The 18,057-nt window shown below is 72.2% G+C and carries 12 protein-coding genes and 2 pseudogenes; all 14 read right to left on the minus strand.

Annotated features, from left to right (window positions below):
- Positions 1-6 precede the first annotated feature (6 nt).
- Positions 7-1,881, minus strand: a pseudogene (locus tag TR49_RS24000) (acetolactate synthase large subunit); the annotation flags it as partial.
- Between the two features lie 229 nt (positions 1,882-2,110).
- On the minus strand, positions 2,111-5,026 hold the full coding sequence (locus TR49_RS24005; RefSeq protein WP_052434585.1) for a putative bifunctional diguanylate cyclase/phosphodiesterase: 2,916 nt from the start codon (positions 5,024-5,026) through the stop codon (positions 2,111-2,113).
- A gap of 237 nt (positions 5,027-5,263) precedes the next feature.
- Positions 5,264-6,175: a 2-hydroxyacid dehydrogenase gene (locus tag TR49_RS24010; protein ID WP_042384998.1), complete on the minus strand. Its 912-nt coding sequence runs from the start codon at positions 6,173-6,175 to the stop codon at positions 5,264-5,266.
- Between the two features lie 36 nt (positions 6,176-6,211).
- The gene (locus tag TR49_RS24015) at positions 6,212-9,238 is read right to left on the minus strand and encodes a helix-turn-helix transcriptional regulator (protein WP_042384999.1); all 3,027 of its coding nucleotides are present in this window, start codon (positions 9,236-9,238) and stop codon (positions 6,212-6,214) included.
- A 36-nt stretch (positions 9,239-9,274) separates the two neighbouring features.
- Positions 9,275-9,451 (minus strand): hypothetical protein, encoded by a 177-nt coding sequence (locus TR49_RS43985; protein WP_160311630.1) that lies wholly within the window; start codon positions 9,449-9,451, stop codon positions 9,275-9,277.
- 221 nt (positions 9,452-9,672) lie between these two features.
- Positions 9,673-11,184, minus strand: a complete 1,512-nt coding sequence (gatB, locus tag TR49_RS24020) for an Asp-tRNA(Asn)/Glu-tRNA(Gln) amidotransferase subunit GatB (protein WP_042385000.1) — start codon at positions 11,182-11,184, stop codon at positions 9,673-9,675.
- Between the two features lie 38 nt (positions 11,185-11,222).
- Positions 11,223-11,462: a hypothetical protein gene (locus TR49_RS24025; protein WP_042385003.1), complete on the minus strand. Its 240-nt coding sequence runs from the start codon at positions 11,460-11,462 to the stop codon at positions 11,223-11,225.
- Positions 11,459-12,952 carry an Asp-tRNA(Asn)/Glu-tRNA(Gln) amidotransferase subunit GatA gene (gene gatA / locus TR49_RS24030; protein WP_439654125.1) on the minus strand — a complete coding sequence of 498 codons (1,494 nt, stop codon included), beginning with the start codon at positions 12,950-12,952 and terminating at the stop codon, positions 11,459-11,461. The genes TR49_RS24025 and gatA overlap by 4 nt, the downstream gene beginning before the upstream one ends.
- Positions 12,953-12,957: 5 nt before the next feature.
- Positions 12,958-13,254 carry an Asp-tRNA(Asn)/Glu-tRNA(Gln) amidotransferase subunit GatC gene (gene gatC, locus TR49_RS24035; RefSeq protein WP_042385005.1) on the minus strand — a complete coding sequence of 99 codons (297 nt, stop codon included), beginning with the start codon at positions 13,252-13,254 and terminating at the stop codon, positions 12,958-12,960.
- Between the two features lie 172 nt (positions 13,255-13,426).
- Entirely contained in the window at positions 13,427-13,876 is a 450-nt protein-coding gene (locus tag TR49_RS24040; protein WP_042385006.1) for a lasso peptide biosynthesis B2 protein, read from the minus strand.
- Positions 13,873-14,124 (minus strand): lasso peptide biosynthesis PqqD family chaperone, encoded by a 252-nt coding sequence (locus TR49_RS24045; protein ID WP_042385008.1) that lies wholly within the window; start codon positions 14,122-14,124, stop codon positions 13,873-13,875. Before TR49_RS24045 ends, TR49_RS24040 begins: the two co-directional genes overlap by 4 nt.
- Before the next feature lie 3 nt (positions 14,125-14,127).
- Positions 14,128-15,942, minus strand: a complete 1,815-nt coding sequence (locus tag TR49_RS24050) for an asparagine synthase-related protein (RefSeq protein WP_042385011.1) — start codon at positions 15,940-15,942, stop codon at positions 14,128-14,130.
- Between the two features lie 83 nt (positions 15,943-16,025).
- On the minus strand, positions 16,026-16,154 hold the full coding sequence (locus TR49_RS43040) for a keywimysin-related RiPP (RefSeq protein ID WP_236653506.1): 129 nt from the start codon (positions 16,152-16,154) through the stop codon (positions 16,026-16,028).
- Positions 16,155-16,331: 177 nt separating this feature from the next.
- Positions 16,332-17,804, minus strand: a pseudogene (locus TR49_RS24055) (putative bifunctional diguanylate cyclase/phosphodiesterase); the annotation flags it as partial.
- Positions 17,805-18,057: the final 253 nt, after the last annotated feature.

Genomic DNA, 18,057 nt, shown 5'->3' on the forward strand with positions numbered 1-18,057 from the left:
TTCGTCTCAGTCGTTCTCGTCGCCGAAGTCCGGACGGACGTCGCGCGCGGCCAGGATCTCGTCGTTGCTGACACCGGCCGGGACCATCGGCCAGACCATCGCGTCCTGGTGGACGATGAAGTCGATGACGACCGGCGCGTCGTTGAGCGACATCGCCTTCTCGATCACCGCGTCCAGGTCCTCCGGGCGCTCGCAGCGCAGCGCGTGGCAGCCCATGGCCTCGGACAGCTTGACGAAGTCCGGGATGCGGGTGCCGGCGGCGGGACCGCGGCCGTCGTTGTCCGGGCCGTCGTGCAGGACGGTGTTGGAGTAGCGCTGGTTGTAGAAGAGGGTCTGCCACTGGCGGACCATGCCCAGCGAGCCGTTGTTGATGATCGCGACCTTGATCGGGATGTTGTTCAGCGCGCAGGTGACCAGCTCCTGGTTGGTCATCTGGAAGCAGCCGTCGCCGTCGATCGCCCAGACCTGCGCGTCGGGGCAGCCGGCCTTCGCGCCCATCGCGGCCGGGACCGCGTAGCCCATCGTTCCGGCGCCGCCGGAGTTCAGCCAGGTGGCCGGCTTCTCGAAGGAGATGAACTGCGAGGCCCACATCTGGTGCTGGCCCACGCCCGCGGCGTAGATCGCGTCGGGGCCGACCTTCTGGCCGATCCGCTCGATGACCTGCTGCGGGCTGAGCATGCCCTCCGGGGCCGGCTCGTAGCCCACGGGGTAGGTCTTGCGCCAGGCGTTGAGCTGCTCCCACCACTGGCCGTAGTCGAAGCGGTGCTCGCCCGCCGTCTGGCCGGCGGCCTGCTCCTGCTGGACCGCGACGATCAGGTCCGCGATGATCTCGCGGGCGTCGCCGACGATCGGGACGTCCGCCACGCGGTTCTTGCCGATCTCGGCCGGGTCGATGTCGGCGTGGACGACCTTGGCGTAGGGGGCGAAGGTGTCCAGCTTGCCGGTGACCCGGTCGTCGAAGCGGGTGCCCAGGGCGAACAGCAGGTCCGCCTTCTGCAGCGCGGTGACCGCGGCGACCGAGCCGTGCATGCCGGGCATGCCCAGGTGCTGGTCGTGGCTGTCAGGGAAGGCGCCCAGCGCCATCAGCGTGGTGACGACCGGGGCGCCGGTCAGCTCGGCCAGGATGCGCAGCTCGGCCGTGGCGCCGGCCTTCAGCACGCCACCGCCGACGTAGAGGACGGGGCGCTTGGCGGCCGCCAGCAGTCGCGCGGCCTCGCGGATCTGCTTGGCGTGCGGCTTGGTCACCGGGCGGTAGCCGGGCAGCTGCGGCTCGACCGGCCAGCGGAAGACCGTGCGCGCCTGCAGCGCGTCCTTGGCGATGTCGACCAGGACCGGGCCGGGGCGGCCGGTGCTCGCGATGTGGAACGCCTCCGCGATCACGCGCGGGATCTCGTCCGCGTCGGTGACCAGGAAGTTGTGCTTGGTGATCGGCATCGTGATGCCGCAGATGTCCGCCTCCTGGAAGGCGTCCGTGCCGATCGCCTTGGAGGAGACCTGGCCGGTGATCGCGACCACCGGCACGGAGTCCATGTACGCGTCCGCCAGCGGCGTCACCAGGTTCGTCGCACCCGGCCCTGAGGTCGCCATGCAGACGCCCACCTTGCCGGTGGCCTGCGCGTAGCCGGTCGCCGCGTGACCCGCGCCCTGCTCGTGGCGGACCAGGATGTGACGCACCCGGGTCGAGTCCATCAGCGGGTCGTAGGCCGGGAGGATCGCGCCGCCCGGGATGCCGAAGACGGTGTCCGCACCGACCGCCTCGAGCGAGCGGATGAGCGACTGGGCACCGGTCATCGGTTCGGGGCCCGCATGGTGCGGGACGGGCGCTGCTGCCTGCTCGGTCATCTGCTGTTCCTTCTCGGCTGCTCGGACTTCTCGGAGGGGGGTCTCTAGGGCGGTTCGCGCTGAGCGCGCTGCGCTGGCTGCCTCGCGGCAACAAAAAACCCCTCGTGCCCGTGTGGGCATGCGAGGGGTAGCGCGTCGGCCAGGTCAGCTCGGGAGTTGACTCCCGGCTCAGCCGACGCGCCCGCCAAGTACGAGAATTCGGGTGCGCATGCTGACGACCATCCTCCGACGCCCCGGGGGGTGTCAAGCCCACTCGATTCGTGTCTCATCATGCGGGATCTTCCTCGGACGTCCTGGTATCGGCCAGGAGCAGTTCCTTCAGTTCATCCTCCCGCATCGGCGGCGCGAAGTGCAGGCCCTGGCCTCGTGAGCAGCCGAGATCCCGCAGGATCCGTGCCTGCTCGGCGCGGTCCACCCCGTCGGCGACGGTCTCCAGACCGAGCTCGTGACCGATCCGCAGGACGGACGAGGCGAGCGTGCGCAGGAAGGCCGAGTCGAGCAGACCGTCCACGACGCCGCGTTCCAGCTTGAGCGCGTCCACCGGCAGCCGGCGCAGCTCGCTCAGCGGGGTCGCGCCGCCGCCGAGCCCGTCCAGGACCAGGCCGATGCCGAGCTGTTTGAGCCGCCCGAGACGCTGCACCAGTTCGTCGACGCCGTGGCTGCGCCCGTCGACGGGCCCGGGGCCGCTGTCGCCGAGCTCGACGACCAGCCGGCCGCCGGGCAGGCGGCAGCGGCGCAGCACCGTCTCCGCGGTCTCCACCACCCCCGGCGCGGCCAGCGCGCGCGGCGAGAGCCGCACCGTCACCGGCAGCGTGCCGCCGCGTTCGGCGGCCTGCTGGACGGCCTGCTCGACCATCCAGCGGGACAGCCGCAGCGCCCGCTCCCCGCCGCCCGCCGCATGCAGGAACTCGGCGGGCGTGAGCAGCAGCCCCTGCGCGGAGCGCCAGCGGGCCTGCGCGGCCAGGCCGCTGATCCGGCCGCCGCGGAGGTCCACGATCGGCTGGTGGACCAGGACGAACTCGCCCTCGCGCACGGCGGCGCGCAGCCGCTGGTCGAGCTCGGTGCGGCGGCGCAGCTCGCTGCGCAGCTCCGGCGAGTACTCGTGGACGCGGTCCTTGCCGCGCTTCTTCGCCTGGTACATGGCCAGGTCCGCGCTGCGCAGCAGGTCGGCGGCGCCCTCGGGGCCGAGGGCGGGCTCGGCGAAGGCGATGCCGATGCTGGCGGCGACGGTGTGTTCCTCGTTGCCGACGGCGTAGGGGGCGGAGACGGCGAGGCGCAGCCGCTCGGCGATGCCGAAGGCCCGCTCCCGGTCGACCTCGCCGACGAGCAGCACCGCGAACTCGTCGCCGCCGAGACGGGCGACCGTGTCACCCTCCCGCACGGACTCGCGCAGCCTCCTCGCGGCCAGCACCAGCAGCTCGTCGCCGACCTGGTGCCCGGCGGTGTCGTTGACCGCCTTGAAGCCGTCGAGGTCGGCGAAGAGCACCGCGACGTCCGGACGTTTCTCGGCCCTGGGGGTGAGCGCGTCGCGGCCGCGTTTGAGGAACAGGGCCCGGTTGGGCAGGCCGGTCAGCGCGTCGTGGAACGCGTTGTGCTCCAACTGCGCCTGAAGGCGCACCCGTTCGGAGACGTCGCGGCAGTTGAAGATCAGCCCGTCGCGGTAGCGGTTGACGGTGGACTCCACGTCCAGCCACTCGCCCGCGCCCGAGCGCACCCGGCACTCGATCCGCGCGGTCGGCTCGGCCGTGGGCCCGTGGGCGGGCGCCTTGGCGAGGTAGCGCTGCACCTCCCAGAGCACGTGGCCGAGGTCGTCCGGGTGGACCATCTCCGGCAGCCTGGTGCCGACCAGCTCCTCCGCCGGGCGCCCGTACACGCCGGCGGCGGCCGGGCTGACGTAGCGCAGCACCCCGTCCGGGTCGGCGATCATGATGACGTCGCTGGAGCCCTGGACCAGGGAGCGGAAGTGCCGTTCCTGGTGGCTGAGCCGCTGGGCCAGCGCCAGGTTGTCCAGCAGCATCACACCCTGACGCAGGATCAGTGCGATGACGACGGTGCAGCTGATGATCAGCACGAACCGGTCCAGGTGGTGCTGCCCGAGCGCGTTGTAGAGCAGACCGATGGTGCAGACCCCGGTGGCCGCGTACGGGGTCAGCGCGCTGAAGGTGGACGCCACGCGCGGCCGCCGCACGGACTCGCGGGTGAGCGCCCGCCCACCGCCCGCCCACGGGGCCCAGGCCAGCAGCATCGAGCCGCAGAACCAGCCCGCGTCGAGCAGTTGGCCGGAGTGGTAGGAGTCCTTGAAGGACTGGCTGGTGAAGACGGCGTCGCAGACCACCGTGAGGGCGAGGCCCACGACGGCCGTGTGCGCCGCCGCCCGGTTGCCGTCCTGGCGGCGGAAGCGCAGGCCGAGGACCATGCTGATGAGCAGGATGTCCAGCAGCGGGTAGGCCAGCCCGACCGTCAGCCGCAGCGGGCTGTGCTGGTCGCCCGCCGCCGTCCGGCCGAGGGCCAGCGACCAGCTCAGCGTCAGCAGCGAGCCGGCGATCAGCCAGCCGTCGAGCGCGAGGCAGAGCCAGCCGGCGGCGTTGCGGGGCCGGTTGGAGAGCATCAGCAGCCCGAGGATGGCGGGCGGTGCGAAGAAGAGGAAGACGTAGTCGGAGATCGAGGGCGACGGGAGCGACTGGCGCAGCACGCACTCGTACCAGCCCCAGATGCCGTTGCCGAGAGCGACCATGAGCGAGCTGAGCCCGAAGCAGACCCAGGCCCTGCGGTGCCGCCCGGCGGAGAGCCGGCCGTAGCCGAAGCAGGACAGCGAGGCGGTCAACGCGGCCCCGGCCAGGCCGAAGTCGCCCATGAAGTCCGCCACCGCGGGCGAGCCCCAGCCGTAGGCGGCGCCCGCGAGATAGAGCAGGCAGACCAGCATCACCAGTATCCGCGGCAGCCGCGCCGCCGCCTGCGAGATCCGGTGCGGCTCGGGTGGGTGGGCGTCGCGGCCCTCGTGCTGGGGCGGCCCCGCGACGAGGTCGTCGGGGTGCTGCATCTCCTCCTGGCCGCCCTCGCCGTAGGCGAAGGGCGACGCGGCGGAGCGGCCGTGCTCCTCGGCGGCCCAGGGGCGGCCCCGCCGGGTCTGGCCGGGCAGCAGCGTTTCGGTGGTCAGCTCGGTGGTCAGCTCAGTGCTCAGCATGGGCAATCCCCCTCCGGCCCCGGGTGCGATCGGACCAGCGGGGCGGACAACTCCGTACCGGGTCTCCCGGTCGGGAACCTACACCACAGTCGTCACTCAGAGACATGCACACTCAACTCAGAGTAATGGCCTCTGTCGAGGTAGCTGTACCCGATTCGAGCGAAGCCGGCCGGTGCTGCTGCGCAGCGAGGGGGTGCCCTGGGCGCACGCCGGGGGCGCACGAGCGTTCCTCGAGCGTCAGCTCCCGTTGGCGAGCGGCTCGCCGTTCTCGTAGCGCAGGATCTGCTCGCGCAGCGTGCGCTTGGCCCTGGGCAGGAACGCGCTGCTGGGTCCGCCCACGTGAGGGGTGATCAGCACCCCGGGGGCGTGCCAGAGCGGGTGCCCGGCGGGCAGCGGCTCCGGGTCCGTGACGTCGAGAGCGGCCCGCAGGCGCTGCGCGGCGAGCTCCTTGAGCAGCGCCTCGGTGTCGACGACCGGCCCGCGTGCGACGTTCACCAGCAGCGCGCCGTCCTTCATCCGGGAGAGGAACCCCGCGTCGACGAGGTGACGGCTCTCAGGGGTGAGCGGCGTCAACAGGACGACGACGTCGGCGGACGGAAGCAGAGCCGCCAACTCCTGCGCGCCGTGCACCTCCTCCTCGGAGCGTGCACGACGCGCGACCCGGACGACCTCGCACTCGAACGGCTCCAGACGCGCGGCGAGCGCGCGGCCGATCGAGCCGTAACCGAGGATGAGCACGGTCTTGTCGGCGAGCGACTCGTGGAACTCCTGGCTCCACCGCCCCTGCTCCTGCAGCCGGGTGAAGTGCGGGATCCCGCGGAGCAAGGCGAGGATCAGCGTCACCGCCAGTTCGGCGGTGCTCGCGTCGTGCAGCCCGCGCGCGTTGCACGCGACGACGCCGTCCGGCAGGTACGGCAGCACGTCGTCCATCCCGGCGGTGAGGGTCTGCACCACCTTCAGCGACGGCAGGTGCGGGATCACCGCGACGGCGGCGGGGTGCCGCATGTAGGGCAGGCAGAAGAACTCCACCCCCCGCAGCGCCTCGTCGGACGGCACCGGCCCGTCCCCGTCCCAGACCAGGACGTCGAGAGCGTCGGGCAGCCCGCCGATGGCCTCGGGGGTGTACGGGAGCAGATAGCGAGCATTCATGCCCCGACCTTAACCAGCCCCCCGGGCCCTGTCGGCCTAGCCCGCCGGGATCAGGCGGAGTCGGTGGGCCACCGCCGCGGCCTCGCCCCTGCCCGTGACGTCGAGCTTGGCGAGGATGTTGGAGACGTGGACGCTCGCCGTCTTCGGGGAGATGAAGAGCTCCTCCGCGATCTGCCGGTTGGTGCGCCCCAGGGCGAGGAGCTTGAGGACGTCGCGTTCGCGCGGGGTGAGGTGGAAGGTCTCCTCCTCAGGCGCGTGGGTCGTCACCGGCGCCAGGCGGGCGCGGCCCGTGAGCGCACGGAGGTCGCCCTGGAGGAGCTGGTTGCCCTGGCGGCGGGCGAGCTCCTCCGCCTGGGCTGCGGCCTGCGCCGCGGCGGCGCGTTCGCCCTCCGCAGCCAGGGACTCGGCGAGGCGGAACAGCGCGAGCCCGCGGGGGAAGGGGCACTCCAGGACGGAGAGCGCGTCGGCGGCCCGGCGCCAGTCCGCGGTCGTCGCGGTGCCCTCGGCGCGGGCCAGTTCGGCGTCGAGGACGGCCCGCCAGCCCGCGTAGAGCGGGAGTTCCGCGGTCAGGCCGGCGGCCGTGCCCCGGATGCGGGCCAGGACGTCCGCGCGGCCCGGGGCCATCGTCGGCAGGTACCGGGCGTCCGCCTCCACCGCCGCGCCGGCGGCGAGCAGCGCCCACCAGCTGCGGTCGTGGCCCTCGGGGCGGTCGCCGTCCAGGACGGCGACGAGCTCCGCCCGCGCCTCGGCGTACCTGCCCTGGGCGGCGGCGATCCGCATCGCCAGCAGCGCCGTCGGGACGTACTTCTGCGGCTGCCACACCAGCCCCACCCGCCGGCTCTCGGCGAGGTGCTCCGCCGCGCCCGCGACGTCGCCGCGCAGCAGCGCGATCTCCCCGCGGAGCCGGTGCATGAAGTCGCGGTGGGCGCGCTGGCCGGCCCAGTCCGGCTCCTCGGCGAGCAGCTGCTCCGCCTCGTCGAGCTCGCCGAGCGAGATCAGCGGTTCGGCGAGGTTGCCGAGGATGATCGTGCCCGAGTAGCCGGTCATGCCGTTGGCCCGGATCATGGCCAGACCCGTGCGGGCCACCTCCGCGGCCTCGCGGGAGCGGCCCTGCAGCTCGTGGTGGCTGGACAGGTTGGTGTAGACGCGGCTGAGCAGGTCCACGTCGCCGCTGGCCTCGGCGCGCTCGCGGATCTGCGCGAGCAGCGCGGCGCCCTCGTCCAGCTCGCCGAAGGCGCAGTGCAGCATGCCCAGCGTCAGCTGCGCGTGCAGCTGCAGGGAGGTGGCGCCGACCTGCTCGGCGATCATGACCGAGCGCCGGGCGATGTCCAGGTGCTCGCGGCGCGGGATGCCCAGCATTCCGTCGCACGCCTGACGGTGCAGCAGCTCGGCCAGGACCGCCGACGGCTTGCGGCCCTCAAGGAGCGCGAGCGCGTGCTCCATGTCGGGGAGGTTCGCCGCGCCGACGTCGTAGCGCAGCGCTCGGGCGCGGGCGAGGATGAACCAGGCGGCGCGCTCCGGGGTCTTCTTCTCGTCGATCAGGCGCAGCGCGCGCTTGGTGTAGCGCAGGCCGCGGTCGGTCTCACCGCTGAGCCGGGCGGCGACGGTGGCCTCCGCGAGCAGGTCGACGAGCTGGATGGCCATGCAGTCCCCGTCGCAGGTGCACTCGCCCTCGCAGGCGCACGCCGGATAGCTCTCGTCGGCATGGTCGAAGTCGCGCAGCGTGTCGCGGATCTCGGCGGGGGCGTCCTCCCACAGCTCCAACGCGCGGTCCAGCATGCGCAGCTGCTCGGAGAAGGCGTTGCGGCGGCGGGCCTCGCGCCCGGCGTCGAGCACGGCGGGCATGGCGCGGGCGGCGTCGTTGGCGCAGTACCAGTACCCGGCCAGGCGGGAGGCGCGCTGGTCGCTGGAGACGAGCGAGGCGTCGGCCTCCAGGGCCATGGCGTAGCGCCGGTTGGCGCGGGTGACCTCGCCCGGCATCAGGTCGTCGGAGACGGCCTCGCGGACCAGCGCGTGCCGGAAGCGGTAGCCGTCGCCGTCGGAGGTCTGCTGGATGATGTTGGCGCCGACGGCCGTGCGCAGCGCGTCGATCAGCTCGTCCTCGTCGAGCGTGCCGGTCGCCTCGACGACGGCGGCCAGCAGGCCGTGCTCGACGCGGGAGCCGCCCTGGGCGAGGATGCGCAGCATCGTCTGCGTGGGCTCGGGGAGCGCCTCGATGCGCACCAGCAGCAGGTCGCGCAGCGTCTCGGTCAGGCCGGTGCGGCAGCCCTGCTGGGAGGCGACCGCGAGCTCCTCCACGAAGAACGGGTTGCCCTCGGAACGCTTGAAGATCTGGCCGACCAGCTCCGGAGTGGGCCGGGAGGGGCTGAGGATGCCGGCCAGCTGACGGCCCACCTCGCGGCGGCCGAGCCGCGGCAGCTCCAGCCGCTGGACGGTGCGCAGCCGCTCCAGTTCGGCGAGGTAGGGCCGGACGGGGTGGCGGCGGTGCAGGTCGTCGCTGCGGTAGGTGGCGACCAGCACCAGCCGGGCGCTGTGCAGGGTGCGGATCAGGTACGCGAACAGCTCCCGCGTGGAGCGGTCCGACCAGTGCAGGTCCTCGACCGCGAGGACGAGCGTCCGGTCCGCGGTCAGCTGCTCGAAGAGCTGCGCGGTGTGCTCGAAGAGGCGGGCGCGCGCGTACTCGTCGTGGGCCTCGGGCGGCGCCTCGCCCATGTCCGGCAACAGCCGGGCCAGGCTGCTCTCACGGCCGACGGCGGCCGCGTCGAGCTCGCTCCCAAGAGCTCGGTGCAGCCGCCGCAGGATCGTGGCGAAGGGCGCGTAGGGCAGGCCCTCCGCGCCCACCTCGAGGCAGCTCCCGACCACGGCCGTGGCCCCCCGCGCCTCGGCCGTGATCTGGAACTCCTCCAGCAGGCGGGACTTGCCCACGCCTGCCTCTCCCCCGATGAGCAGGACCTGTGGCTGTCCCCCGTCGGCGCGCTCGAGCGCGTCGGTGAGGGCAGCCATCTGGGATCCGCGTCCGATGAACACGGGACTGACTGATATCCGCTCCACGTTCGGCAGCATCGCACAGAACCCCGCTGGTCAGCACGGATTAAGGCGTCATCGGGTGGCCGCGTGGAGGAACCGGCGGGCCGACCGCTCGCTCCGGACCGTGCCCCGGCGTTCACCCGCCCTCCGGGCCTTGTTCGCACGCTGGACCTCGCGGACCAGGCGCTCGTGCTCGGCCTTCGCCATCAGCTCGTTGGTGCGGGCGACGATCAGCTGGTACTCGAACATGTCGTTCCCCCTGTGAATGGGTCGTCCGGGTTTCTTCTTCCTGACGACCTCTAATCTCCTCTGCCAGGGGGGTGCGCTACATCGGGCGCTTGCCTGATCTTGACGGGCCCAGGGTCCTTAGAAACGCAGGACCGCCGCCCCGAGCACCCTAAGTACTCCGAAGCGGCGGTCCGTACGGGCTAAGACGCCTTACTGCGCCTTGCTCCGGCTTGCTTCGATCCCTACTCCGGCGTGACGCCGAGCTTCTCGAAGATCAGCTCCTTGACGCGGGCCGCGTCGGCCTGGCCGCGCGTCGCCTTCATGACCGCGCCGACGAGCGCCCCCGCCGCGGCGAACTTGCCCGAGCGGATCTTGTCGGCCACGTCCGGCTGCGCCGCGAGCGCCGCGTCGATCGCGTCGCCGAGCGCGGAGTCGTCGGAGACGACGGCCAGGCCGCGCTTGGCGACGACCTCGTCCGGCCCGCCCTCGCCGGCCAGCACGCCCTCGATGACCTGGCGGGCCAGCTTGTCGGTCAGCTTGCCCTCGGCGACCAGTGCCGAGACCCGGGCCACCTGGGCCGGGGTGATCGGCAGTTCGGCGAGCTCGACGCCGTCCTCGTTGGCACGGCGGGCCAGCTCGCCCAGCCACCACTTGCGGGCCTGGTCGGCCGGCGCACCGGCGTCGATCGTGGCCAGGATCAGGTCGATGGCGCCGGCGTTGAGCGCGGACTGCATCTCGACGGCCGAGATGCCCCACTCGCTCTGCAGGCGCTGACGGCGCAGTCGCGGCAGCTCCGGGAGCTCGCCCCGCAACTGCTCGACCCACTCGCGCGCGGGCGCGACCGGGACCAGGTCGGGCTCGGGGAAGTAGCGGTAGTCCTCCGCCTCCTCCTTGATCCGGCCCGAGGTGGTGGTGCCGTTGTCCTCGTGGAAGTGGCGCGTCTCCTGGACGATCGTGCCGCCCTCGTTCAGGACCGCGGCGTGCCGCTGGATCTCGAACCGGGCGGCGCGCTCGACGCTGCGCAGCGAGTTGACGTTCTTCGTCTCGCTGCGGGTGCCGAACTTGTCCGCGCCCTTGGGCATGAGCGAGAGGTTGACGTCGCAGCGCATCTGGCCCATGTCCATGCGGGCCTCGGACACGCCGAGGGCACGGATGAGCTCACGCAGCTCCGCCACGTAGGCGCGGGCCACCTCGGGCGCGCGGTCACCGGCGCCGACGATCGGCTTGGTGACGATCTCGATCAGCGGGATGCCTGCCCGGTTGTAGTCCAGCAGCGAGTACTCCGCGCCGTGGATGCGGCCGGTGGCGCCGCCGACGTGGGTGGACTTGCCGGTGTCCTCCTCCATGTGGGCGCGCTCGATCTCCACGCGGAAGACCTCGCCGTCCTCCAGCTCGACGTCCAGGTAGCCGTTGAAGGCGATCGGCTCGTCGTACTGCGAGGTCTGGAAGTTCTTCGGCATGTCCGGATAGAAGTAGTTCTTCCGGGCGAAGCGGCACCACTCGGCGATATCGCAGTTCAGCGCGAGGCCGATGCGGATCGCGGACTCCACGCCGATCGCGTTGACGACCGGCAGCGAGCCCGGCAGACCCAGGCAGGTCGGGCAGACCTGGGTGTTCGGCTCCGCGCCCGGGACGGTCGCGCAGCCGCAGAACATCTTGGTCTTGGTACCCAGCTCGACGTGGACCTCAAGGCCCATCACCGGGTCGTACGAGGCCAGTGCCTCCTCGTACGGGACCAGGTCAATGACGCTCACGAAGGCGTCCTTTCGGGGGAAGGCTTGCGGTCTTGAGGTCAGTCGGCGAGGACATCGTCCTGGCCCAGCCGGCGCAGCTCGCGGACGAGCAGCAGCGTGCTGGTGACCAGGGCGAGCGCACCCACGGCGGCGTTGATGAGCTTGAGGTTGTCGTGCTCGTCACGGGCCCGGCGCACGTCCTTGACGATGCCGAACGCGCCGAAGGCGCTGCCGCCGATGCCCAGGATCAGGCCCGGCTTGCTGTGCTTGAAGCCCTTGGCGCTTTCCAGCTTGCTCATAGTGCCGGTGCCTCCTCCAGCAGGGAGTGTCCCCACTTCTCGTTGAGTGCCGCCTCGACCGCCGCACCCACGCGGTACAGCCGGTCGTCGGCCAGCGCGGGCGCGATGATCTGCAGGCCGACCGGGAGATTGTCCTCCGGGGCGAGGCCGCAGGGCACCGACATGGCCGCGTTTCCGGCCAGGTTCGACGGAATGGTGCACAGGTCCGCGAGGTACATCGCCATCGGGTCGTCGGCGCGCTCGCCGATCGGGAAGGCGGTGGTCGGGGTGGTCGGCGAGATCAGCACGTCGACGTCGCCGAAGGCGCGGTCGAAGTCGCGGGTGATCAGCGTCCGGACCTTCTGCGCCGAGCCGTAGTAGGCGTCGTAGTAGCCCGAGCTCAGCGCGTAGGTGCCGAGCATGATGCGGCGCTTGACCTCCGGGCCGAAGCCGGCCTCACGGGTCAGCGCGGTGACGTCCTCCGCCGAGCGCTCGCCGTTGTCGCCGACGCGCAGGCCGTAGCGCATGGCGTCGAAGCGGGCCAGGTTGGAGGAGCACTCGGACGGCGCGATCAGGTAGTACGCCGGGAGCGCGTAGGTGAAGGAGGGGCAGGAGATCTCGACGATCTCCGCGCCGAGCGAGCGGAGCAGCTCCACCGACTCGTGGAAGCGCTGCATCACGCCGGCCTGGTAGCCCTCGCCGCCGAACTCCTTGACGACGCCGACGCGCATGCCCTTGACGTCCGCCTGCCGGGCCGCGGCCACGACCGCGGGGACGGGGGCGTTGATCGAGGTCGAGTCCATCGGGTCGTACCCGGCGATGGCCTCGTGCAGCAGCGCCGCGTCCAGGACCGTGCGGGCGCAGGGGCCGCCCTGGTCGAGAGAGGAGGAGAAGGCGATCAGGCCGTAGCGGGAGACGCTGCCGTAGGTCGGCTTGACGCCCACGGTGCCGGTGACGGCGCCCGGCTGACGGATCGAGCCACCGGTGTCGGTGCCGATCGCCAGCGGCGCCTCGTACGCGGCGAGCGCGGCGGCGGAGCCACCGCCTGAACCGCCCGGGATGCGGGAGAGGTCCCACGGGTTGCCGGTCGGGCCGTAGGCGGAGTTCTCGGTGGAGGACCCCATGGCGAACTCGTCCATGTTGGTCTTGCCGAGGATCACCACGCCCGCCTCCTTGAGGCGGCGGGTCAGGGTCGCGTCGTACGGCGGACGCCAGCCCTCGAGCATCTTGGACCCGGCGGTGGTCGGGATGCCCTTGGTGGTGAAGACGTCCTTCAGTGCGAGCGGCACGCCGGCCAGCGGACCGAGCTCCTCGCCTGCGGCGCGCTTGGCGTCCACGGCGCGGGCGGCCTCGAGCGCGCCGTCGGTGTCGACGTGGAGGAAGGCGTGCACCTTCTCGTCCACGGCGTTGATGCGGTCCAGGTGCGCCTGCGCGACCTCGACGGCGGAGACCTCACCGGAGGAGATCGCCTTGGCGGTCTCGGCGGCGGTGTAACGGATCAGGTCAGCCACGTTTCTCAGTCCTCCCCGAGGATCTGGGGGACGCGGAAGCGCTGCTCTTCCGCGGCGGGCGCGGCGGCCAGCACCTCGTCGGGACGGAGCGAGGGGCGGACCTCGTCGGCGCGCATGACGTTGGTCAGCGGCAGCGGGTGCGAGGTCGGCGGAACGTCTTCGGCGGCGATCTCGCTGACGCGGGCGACCGCGTCCACGATGTCGTTCAGCTGCTCGGCGAAGTGGTCAAGCTCTTCGCTCTTGAGCTCCAGCCGCGACAGCCGGGCGAGGTGGGCGACCTCCTCGCGCGTAATGCCAGGCATGCAGCGATCCTCTGATGGGTGAAGGAAACGGACCTGGCCGAGTCTATTGACACGGAGGTGTCCCCATCCTACGGAGGTGGAGCGGGCCGACGCAGCCGCGTTCCCGCAGGGGCGCAGGGAACTGCGCGAGAAACCACCCGGAGCGGACGCCCCTGCTCGTTCGGCACGCCGTCTAGGCGGGTGACTTGTCGCGCGGTTCCCCGCGCCCCGGGGCAGGTGTCACGCTGAGCAAGGTTCGGAAGTAGCCCGACGGGTGGGGTTCGCCCACCGGTTCGCCGTCGACCTGGATCCAGGCGTGGGCCGCGAAGGGGTGCGTGCGCACCCCCGTGCACCAGGTCGGCCAGCTCCCCCGCATGCGGCACAGCAGCGCGGCGGCGATGGAGCGTTGGAGGCAGTTGTTGCCCGCGCAGCGCATGCTCACGGCCACGATCTCGTCCCGTGCCCGTTGTGCCTCTTCTTCGCTCGCGGGCCTGCCGCCGCGACGGGCGAACTGAAGGACCTGGCGGAGCCGCGCGGGCTTGACCCGCGCCAGGACGCGGGCCGCGGCGACGGCGAGCAGCGGCAGCGCGCGGTGCCGGACGGGGAGCGTGGCCCGGTGGTCGAGGGACATCTGCACGCTCACGGCAGCACCAGCTCCGCCGACGCCAGCTGTGCCAGCACTGCCTTGACGTCGTCCTTCGCACGCTCCGCGCCGATGCCGTGGGCGGCCGCGAGCCCGTCCGCGACCTGGGCGGGAGCGTGGCCGTCGAGAAGGCCGCGGAGGACCTCTCGGCCGGTGAGGTTCAGCTGGAAGTAGCGGCCGGTGCGGCCGTGCAGGAGGACGGTGCCGTCGTCGGTGTCGGTCATCGAGACATCGGGGTGGAGCCGCATGGATCAGTCCTTGGGAGCGGGACGGGACGGAGGGAGGGAGCGGAGCCAGGTCTCGCAGCCGACGAGGCTCTCCAACGCCTGGACGGCGCTGTTGTCGGCCTGCGGGCCGGTGAGGCGGACCCGCAGGGCGTCAGGGTCGAGCAGGCCGCGCCCGGCCAGCCGGGAGTCGGGGCCGAGCAGGTCGAGCAGCGCGGGCAGGTGGGTCCGCAGCCCGCGGCGGACGTCCTCGCCGAACTCGCCCTTGGTGGCGCGGGTGCGGACGGGCTCCGGGACGATGCCGCGCATCGCCTCCGCCAGCAGGGGTTTGAAGCGCCACGGTCCGGCGTGCGCGTCAGGGCGCACCCGCAGGGCGGCGTCGACGACCCGGTCGTCGAGCAGGGGCGCCTCGAGGGCGATGCCGCGTTCCGCGTAGAGGTCGGCGAGCAGGCGATAGGTGCTGGTGTTGGAGCGGATCACCACCAGCGTCTGATGTGAGCCCAGGTTCGCGGCGAGCGGCGACGCGGTCGCCGCGGTGCGGCGCAGCGCCGCGCGGGCGAGCTCGGCACCGGCGGGGGTGATCCAGTCGGGGGCGCGGATCGGACCGAGTCCCCAGCCGAGGGCGGCGCGGCGCAGCGGCGGAGGCGGCTCGGTCAGGACGTCCGCCTCGGCGGCCCACCAGCCGGCGAAGGAGCTCGGGCGCAGCAGCTCGGCAAAGGTCGCCCGCAACGGCCAGCGCCGCAGCGCGGCGTGCGCGCGCAGGTGCCGCAGCGCGGTGACCGGGCGGCGGCGCAGCAGCGGGTGCAGGTAGCCGGGCATGGGTGTGAACAGCTCGTCGCCGCCGTGGCCGGAAAGGTGCCGAACCGATCCGTGTTCGGCCAGCAGCGCCACACTGCGCCGGATCCGGGCGGTGGCCCGGGTGAGCGGGCTCGGCATTTCCGCGCTCACCGGATTTTCCGCCTCGGCGAACATGTCCGGGAGTTCGGCCTGCGGGACGACGAGGTGCTCCGCGCGGCCGAGTTCTTTCATGGCCAATTCCGCGAAAACCGTGTCGTCGTTCCCTTCCTCGGCCTCGCCCCAGCGAAACGTGAGGATTTCCGGATCCTCCCTGGCCGCGAGAAAGCAGACGGAGCTGGAATCGAGCCCGCCGGAGAGGTCCGAGCTCAGCCGGCCATTTTCCGGGCGTTTTCCGTGGGTGGCCGCGAGCAGCGCCTCGCGCACCGCGGCAACCCCGTCGGCCAGGGACAGTTCCGGCTTCGGCGGCTGCCACCAGCGGACCTCTTCGAGGGCGTCCGCGTCCCATTCGAGCGCGTGGTCCGGCGCGAGCGCGGCGACGCCCGACCAGAGGCTGCGGGCGTTGGCCGGGTAGGGCAACTGGAGTCCGCAGACGGCGCGCAGCGCGAGCGCCTCCTCGTCCAGGCCGGCGCCGGTGAGCGCGGCGAGCAGGTCGGCGCGGTCGGCGGCGAGGGCGACGGCGCCGGCCCGGGTGTGGAAGAGCCGCCGCAACCCGGACGCGCTGCCCTGGAACCGGGACCAGTCGGGCAGGGAAACGCCCAGGTGGCAACTGCCGCGCAGGCCGACAAGGGCCCGGGCGGCGTCGGCGGGCCCCGTGATCCGCCCGGCGGTCTGCGCCAACCGGGCGCGGCTGGCCGGCGCGTCGCCGACGACCACGAGACGCACCGGGCCGGACTCGACGACCGTCACCGCGTCCGCCGGCCAGCGGCCGACGATCCACGGCCGCCCGGAGGCGTGCGGGATGACGCGGGCGCCGTCGAGCGGGACGCGTGGGAAGAGCCGCTCGGCCTGCGGCCGGTCCGGAAGGACCACGAACCCGGAGCTCATGTGCTGCTGCGACCACCGTTTCCGGATCGACCGCGGACCGGACCCCGAAAGGGCCGGCCCGCGGCGCGGATCGTCTCGACGAATTACCACTTCATGTTGAAGAACCAGTCCGGAACGGTTCCCCAGCCGCCGAGGGTGTCCTCATTGAACTCGCCGACCTCGACCAGTGCCGGTGCCATGTACTCGTTCGACTGCTCGGTGGTGTCAGCCACGGGAGCCTCCCAGATCCGAATCCGCCATTACGAAGCCCGTTAATTCCCAGGCGACGGCCGAATCTAGCATGTACACGGTCAACGGTTAAGTGATCTAGGTCACGCGATTTTCGGCCACGAATTCCGGTCATTCTCCGGCCGGCGTGTTTAGCCGCAGCTCGGCGTGATCCTGCGCCCTCAGCGCTGGTGCGGGGCGGTGACGCGGCCACGGAGCCAGGCGGTGGCCTGGTCGGCCGGCATGGCCTTGGAGACCAGCCATCCCTGGACCGCGTCGCAGCCCATGCCCTGGAGGCGCTTCCAGGTCTCGTCGTCCTCGACGCCCTCGGCGACGACGGTCAGGCCGAGCGAGTGCGCGAGCTGGACGCTGCAGCGCACCACGGCCGCGTCGTGGTCGTCGGCGACCATGCGGCTGACGAAGGAGCGGTCGATCTTCAGCTCGCCGACCGGGAGCCGGCGCAGCCGGACCAGGGAGGAGTAGCCGGTGCCGAAGTCGTCCAGGGACATCCCGACGCCGTGGCCGCGCAGCTCCTCCAGCGTCTCGGCGGCCCGCTGCCCGTCCTCCAGCAGCAGCCGCTCGGTGATCTCCAACTGGAGCGCACCGGCCGGCACCCCGTGCCGTTCGAGCCGGCCGGCGACGCCCGCCGCGAAGCCGGGACGCAGGACGTCACGCGGCGAGATGTTGACCGCGACCGGCACCTCGATGCCCTCCGCGCGCCACCGTGCGAGCTGGGAGACGGCGGCCTCCAGCACGTAGTCCGTCAGCTGGGGCATCAGACCGCTGGATTCAGCGAGCCCGACGAACTCCTCGGGACTGACCGGCCCGCGCCCGGCGCGCGACCAGCGCACCAGCGCCTCGAGACCGACGACGCTCCCGTCGAAGGCGACCTTGGGCTGGTAGTGCACCTGCACCTCGCCCAGGTCGAGCGCGCGACGCAACTCGCCGAGCAGCCCCAGCCGCAGCGGCGTGTCCTCCTCCTGCCCCGGCTGATAGAGGGTCACCCCGGCGCGGCTGCGCTGCGCGTGGGCCATGGCGATGTCGGCGCGGCGCAGCAGCGACTCGGCGTCAGCCGCGTGGTCGGGCAGGACCGCTACACCGGTGCTGGACTCCAGGATCAGCTGCAGGCCGCCGAACTGGATCGGCGCGGCGACCTCGGCGGCGAAGGCCCGGGCGAGCCCCAGCAGCGCGGCGGTCTCCTCCGGCGGCTCGGGCACGAGTACGGCGAACTCGTCCCCGCCGAGGCGCGCCACCAGCGCACCGGTGTCGAGCGCGAGGGCCTGCAGCCGCTGGGCCACCTGGACCAGCAACCGGTCGCCGGCGAGATGCCCCAGAGTGTCGTTCAGGGAGCGGAAGCGGTCCAGGTCGATCAGGACCAGCGCGTGCCGGGCCCGCTCGGTCGCCGCCTGCACGGCGGCGAGGCGTAGTGCGTACCGGTTCGGCAGGCCGGTGAGCTGGTCGGTCACCCCCTCGCGCACCCGCTGCCGGCCGAACCACCAGGCGGCGAACAGCACCGCGATGGGCACGCCGAACAGCGGGAGCAGGATGGGCTCGTGTCGCGCCACCACATCGGCCAGCGGCACCAACGGCGCCGCCCCGGCCAAACCCACGCCGAGGAAGACCGCCGTTCTGACGGCAAACCCGGCACGGTCAGGACCCAGCACTGACCGACGCGTGCGCTCCATCGGTTTTCCTCTTGCTTCCCCGCTCGCCGGTTGCACCGCACAGGACGTACGGACCGACAGGATCGGGCTGCTTCCAGCGTAGGCGGACTGCCCCTGCAGAGAGTGGCAATCCACCAGGCTGTGACCGAGTGGTGTCCTCAACCGATGGACAAATGAGCTGATTGTCCGAATATGCCCGACAACAGCGTGAGCAAGGAAACGTGACAGACCGCCACGGACCGCA

The sequence above is a fragment of the Streptacidiphilus melanogenes genome (assembly GCF_000787835.1).
GTDB classification, from domain to species: domain Bacteria; phylum Actinomycetota; class Actinomycetes; order Streptomycetales; family Streptomycetaceae; genus Streptacidiphilus; species Streptacidiphilus melanogenes.

What these genes read in the sequence shown, in the direction of transcription:
- TR49_RS24050 (WP_042385011.1), bottom strand. Translation starts at nt 15,942, where the DNA reads ATGAGCTCCGGGTTCGTGGTCCTTCCGGACCGGCCGCAGGCCGAGCGG.
- TR49_RS24005 (WP_052434585.1), bottom strand. Translation starts at nt 5,026, where the DNA reads ATGCTGAGCACTGAGCTGACCACCGAGCTGACCACCGAAACGCTGCTG.
- TR49_RS43985 (WP_160311630.1), bottom strand. Translation starts at nt 9,451, where the DNA reads ATGTTCGAGTACCAGCTGATCGTCGCCCGCACCAACGAGCTGATGGCG.
- TR49_RS24015 (WP_042384999.1), bottom strand. Translation starts at nt 9,238, where the DNA reads ATGCTGCCGAACGTGGAGCGGATATCAGTCAGTCCCGTGTTCATCGGA.
- TR49_RS24045 (WP_042385008.1), bottom strand. Translation starts at nt 14,124, where the DNA reads ATGCGGCTCCACCCCGATGTCTCGATGACCGACACCGACGACGGCACC.
- TR49_RS24025 (WP_042385003.1), bottom strand. Translation starts at nt 11,462, where the DNA reads ATGAGCAAGCTGGAAAGCGCCAAGGGCTTCAAGCACAGCAAGCCGGGC.
- gatC (WP_042385005.1), bottom strand. Translation starts at nt 13,254, where the DNA reads ATGCCTGGCATTACGCGCGAGGAGGTCGCCCACCTCGCCCGGCTGTCG.
- TR49_RS24010 (WP_042384998.1), bottom strand. Translation starts at nt 6,175, where the DNA reads ATGAATGCTCGCTATCTGCTCCCGTACACCCCCGAGGCCATCGGCGGG.